Origin of the sequence: Stenotrophomonas sp. YIM B06876, from assembly GCF_030711595.1 — a bacterium.
Lineage (GTDB): Bacteria > Pseudomonadota > Gammaproteobacteria > Xanthomonadales > Xanthomonadaceae > Stenotrophomonas.
The window spans coordinates 1-4,028 of sequence record NZ_JAUJUJ010000072.1 but is presented as its reverse complement, the minus strand read 5'-3'; the positions used below and the strand labels follow the sequence as shown (position 1 = coordinate 4,028).

Genomic DNA, 4,028 nt, shown 5'->3' with positions numbered 1-4,028 from the left:
GCGGGCGCTTCGAGCACGGGCTCGGCGGGCGATGGCGCGGCCGCGGCAACCGGTTCGCCAGCAACCGGGCCCGGTCCGGCGACGGAGCTGGCGCAGTCGGTGACGTTGGCGGTTCCTTCCGCGCAGGGGGCGGCCTCGGCAGGCGCTGCGATGTCCAGCAGCAGCTCTTCCAGATAGTCGTCCAGCACGTCGGTGCTCATGCCGCCTGCTCCATACGCAGTGCGTCGTCGGCCAGAATCCATTCCAGTGCGCGGCGATACGCCGACAGTCCACGGCCGGGGTAGTCGCCAGCGACGGCAGGCACGGTCAATGCGGCCGGGCTGCAGATGCGGGTGTCGACCGGAATCGCGTCTTCCCAGACACGCTCGCCGTGGCGCTCCTGCATCTGCTTGAGGGTCTCGTTGCCCACGCGCGTACGCCGGTCAAACAGGGTCGGCAGGATCGAGACCGGCAACGGCCGCCGGCGCGAACGCTCGACCATGTCGGCGGTGCGCACCATGCCGTCCAGTCCATGCAGGGCCAGCGGCTCGGCCTGGGTCGGGATGACCAGGCGGTCGGCGGCGGCCAGGGCATTGATCATCAACAGCCCCAGCGTGGGCGCGCAGTCCATCAGCACGTAATCATGCTGGCCGGCGTGGCGGGCCAGGGCGTGCTGCAGGGCCAGACCCAGCCCGGGCTGGTTGGCACTGCGCCGTTCCAGCGTGGCCAATGCCGCCTGTGCACACAGGTAGTCCAGCTGCGGAATGCGGCTGGCGTGGCTGAGGGCGGCAATCTCCGCCGGCGGTGTGGCGAACAGTTCCAGCACGCCATGCGGGGTGGGCTCCAGCGCCACGCCGAAGGCGCGGGTAAGCGACGAATGGGGGTCCAGGTCGATCAGCAGCACGCGATGGCCGAGGGCGGCCAGGCCCCGGCCAAGGGCGAGCGTGGTGGTGGTCTTGCCGACGCCACCTTTCTGGTTGGCAATGGCCCAGATGCGCATCAGTGCACTCCTTCTATGACGGCCGGTATCGCGCCGCCTGCACCGCCGGCGCTGGCCGGTCGGGCGTGGGCGCTGGCGCCGGAAGATTCCGGCAGTCCCTGCGGTGCCGGTGTTTGGTTGCTGGCGCTGATCGCGCCGTCGGCGAGCGCGTCGGCGGTTGCCGCCGAGTCGGCCAGAATGATGACCATCACCCGCCGGTTGCGGTTGCGGCCTTCGGCCAGCGCGTTGCTTTCGCGTGGCCGGAACTGGCCGTAACCGACCATCGCCAGGCGCTGCGGCTGGATGCCGTGATCGGCGAACAGGTGCACCACGCTGGCGGCGCGCGCCGCGGAAAGCTCCCAGTTGGACGGGAACAGCGCGGTGGCGATGGGCAGGTCATCGGTGTGGCCTTCCACGCGCACGCCGTTGGGGGTGTCGGCCAGCACTTCGGCCAGTTTGGACAGGGTTTGCCTGGCATCGGCGCCCAGCGCGGCCGAACCGGTGCCGAACAGGATGTCGCTGTTGATTTCCACCTCGATCCACAGTTCGGTACGGCGCACGGTGATGACCCCGCGCTTGACCAGCGGCGCCAGCGCTTCGGTGAGGCGGGTGGCGATGCGTGCCAACTGGCGCTCGGCGCGTTGCAGCTGTTCGGTGTTGCGCATCGACACCGGCATGCGCATCTGCGAGGCCATCGACGGCAGCTGGGTCGGGTCGGCCGTGGCACCGCCGGTCATGCTCGGGGCGCGGATGACCGCGGGACTGTCGAAGCCGCCGCCCTGCAGCTGCTGGTTGCCGACCTGCACCTGGCTGACAGTGCGCGGGGCGCCACCGAAGGCCGTGGTCAGGGCATCGGCCATGACCCGGTATTTGCCTTCGTTGACCGAGGAGATGGCGTACATCACGACGAAAAAAGCCAGCAGCAGCGTCATCAGGTCGGCATAGGGAATCGCCCATGCCTCATGGTTGCCATGTTCTTCGTGGGGCTTGCGACGTGCCATCGGATCAGTTCACGAAACCGGCCAGGCTGGTCTCGATGTTGCGCGGGTTCTCACCCTGGGCAATGGCGATCAACCCTTCGATGATCATTTCGCGGTCGCGGCTGTTGTGCAGGATCACGCCCTTGAGCTTGGCGGCCACCGGCAGGAACAGCAGGTTGGCCGAGGCGATGCCGTAGATGGTGGCGGTGAACGCCGCGGCGATGCCGTGGCCGAGCTTGCTCGGGTCGGCCAGATTCTTCATCACCGCGATCAGGCCCAGCACCGCGCCGATGATGCCCAGGGTGGGCGCGTAGATGCCCATGCCCTCGAACACCTTGGTCGCCGCCAGATCGCGGTGTTCCTGGCTGCCCAGCTCGATTTCCAGCATATGGCGGATGGTTTCCGGCTCCACCCCGTCCACCAGCAGCTGCAGGCCTTTGCGCAGGAACGGGTCGTCCTGCAGTTCCACCTGCGACTCCAGCCCGAGCAGGCCCTGGCGACGGGCGATGTTGCTCCACTCCACGATCTGCTGGATCAGCGCCCGGCGATCGCTGGCGGGCGGGCGGATGACCCAGCGCACGATGCGGAACGCATGGCGGAAGATCGCCGGCGAGGTGTGCAGCAGGATCGCCGCCGCAGTGCCGACAATGACGATCACAAATGCGGCCGGCGACCACAGCGACGCCAAACCGGCACCCTTGAGGATGCTGCCGCCCACCAGTGAGGCCAGGGCGAGGAATAGTCCGATGATGCTGAGTCTGTCCATGGTTCCGGTAGCGGCTTGTGTGAAGGAGACTTGAGGCGCCGGTCAAACCGGCTGCTGCGGCCGTCACACTTTTGACGGATCAATCGTGGCTGCCGCGCAGGCCATCCACATCCAGGATCAGCGACATGCGGCCGTCACCGATCAGGGTCGCGCCGGCATAGCCGCGCAATCCGCGCAGCGCCTTGGGCAGCGGCTTGATCACCACCTCCTCGCGGCCGCGCACCTGGTCCACCACCAGTCCGAAACGGGTCTCGCCGGCCTGCAGCACCACGATGGTCAGCAACGGGGAGGGGGCCGGCTCCACCTGCAGCCAGTGGCGCAGGTCGACCAGCGCCAGCGCATGCGACTTGCGATCGAGCACGGCGCGGCCGTCGAACCAGCCCAGCGACGTTGCCGGGGCGTGCAGTACTTCCATCACCCGCGCCAGGGGCAGGGCGTAGACGTCCTGGCCGGCCTGCACCAGCAGCGTCGGCAGGATCGCCAGGGTCAGCGGCACCCGGATCAGGAAGCGGCTGCCACGGCCCAGTTCGGACTGGATCTGGATCTGTCCGCTCAGTTCGCGGATGCGCGACTGCACCACGTCCATACCGACGCCACGGCCGGAGATGTCGGTGACCTCGGCCTTGGTCGAGAAACCCGGCAGGAACACCAGATGCAGGCATTCCTCGCTGCTCAGGCGGGCGGCGGCCTCCGGATCGATCAGGCCTCTTTCACGGGCTTTGGCGCGCAGCTTTTCCGGATCGATGCCGGCGCCATCGTCCTGCACTTCGATGCTGACGTAGTCGCCTTCCTGCTGCGCGGACAGGCGCACGTGGCCACTGCGCGGTTTGCCCTGGGCTTCCCGCAGGTCTGGCATTTCCACGCCGTGGTCGATCGAGTTGCGCACCAGGTGCACCAGCGGGTCGGCCAGCGCTTCCACCAGGTTGCGGTCCAGCTCGGTATCGGCGCCGACCAGCTCCAGTTCCACTTCCTTGTTCAGCGAGCGGGCGACGTCACGGGCGACTTTCGGAAAGCGCGAGAACACCTTGCCGACCGGTTGCATGCGGGTCCGCATGACCGCCGATTGCAGGCGGCCGGTGGCGATGTCGAGCGTGGACACCGCGCGATCCAGCTCCTCGTCCTTGAGCCGCACGCGCAGCGTTTTCAACCGGTTGCGCGCCAGCACCAGTTCGCCAATCAGATTGACGATGGCATCCAGCCGCTTGGTATCCACCCGCACCGTCTGCTCGGGTTCGGCGGCGGGTTTGGCGGCCGGCCTGGGCGTCGTACGCGGAGGCGCGGCACGCGGTACCGGCGCGGCGGCCGTGGCCGCAGCCGCAGGGGC

Annotated in this window: 4 protein-coding genes and 1 pseudogene; all 5 read right to left on the bottom strand. The window is 68.4% G+C overall.

Annotated features, from left to right (window positions below):
- Nucleotides 1-200: hypothetical protein (locus tag QZH66_RS14495; RefSeq protein WP_305806639.1), on the bottom strand; the 200-nt coding region annotated here is incomplete at its 3' end.
- On the bottom strand, nucleotides 197-979 hold the full coding sequence (locus QZH66_RS14490) for a ParA family protein (protein ID WP_305806638.1): 783 nt from the start codon (nucleotides 977-979) through the stop codon (nucleotides 197-199). The genes QZH66_RS14490 and QZH66_RS14495, both read right to left, overlap by 4 nt.
- A gap of 161 nt (nucleotides 980-1,140) precedes the next feature.
- A pseudogene (motD, locus tag QZH66_RS14485) lies at nucleotides 1,141-1,959 on the bottom strand (flagellar motor protein MotD); the annotation flags it as partial.
- Nucleotides 1,960-1,963: 4 nt separating this feature from the next.
- Nucleotides 1,964-2,704, bottom strand: coding sequence for a flagellar motor protein (locus tag QZH66_RS14480; RefSeq protein ID WP_305806637.1), 741 nt, complete (start codon nucleotides 2,702-2,704; stop codon nucleotides 1,964-1,966).
- A gap of 79 nt (nucleotides 2,705-2,783) precedes the next feature.
- The coding region (locus QZH66_RS14475) for a chemotaxis protein CheA (protein ID WP_305806636.1) at nucleotides 2,784-4,028 on the bottom strand (1,245 nt) is incomplete at its 5' end.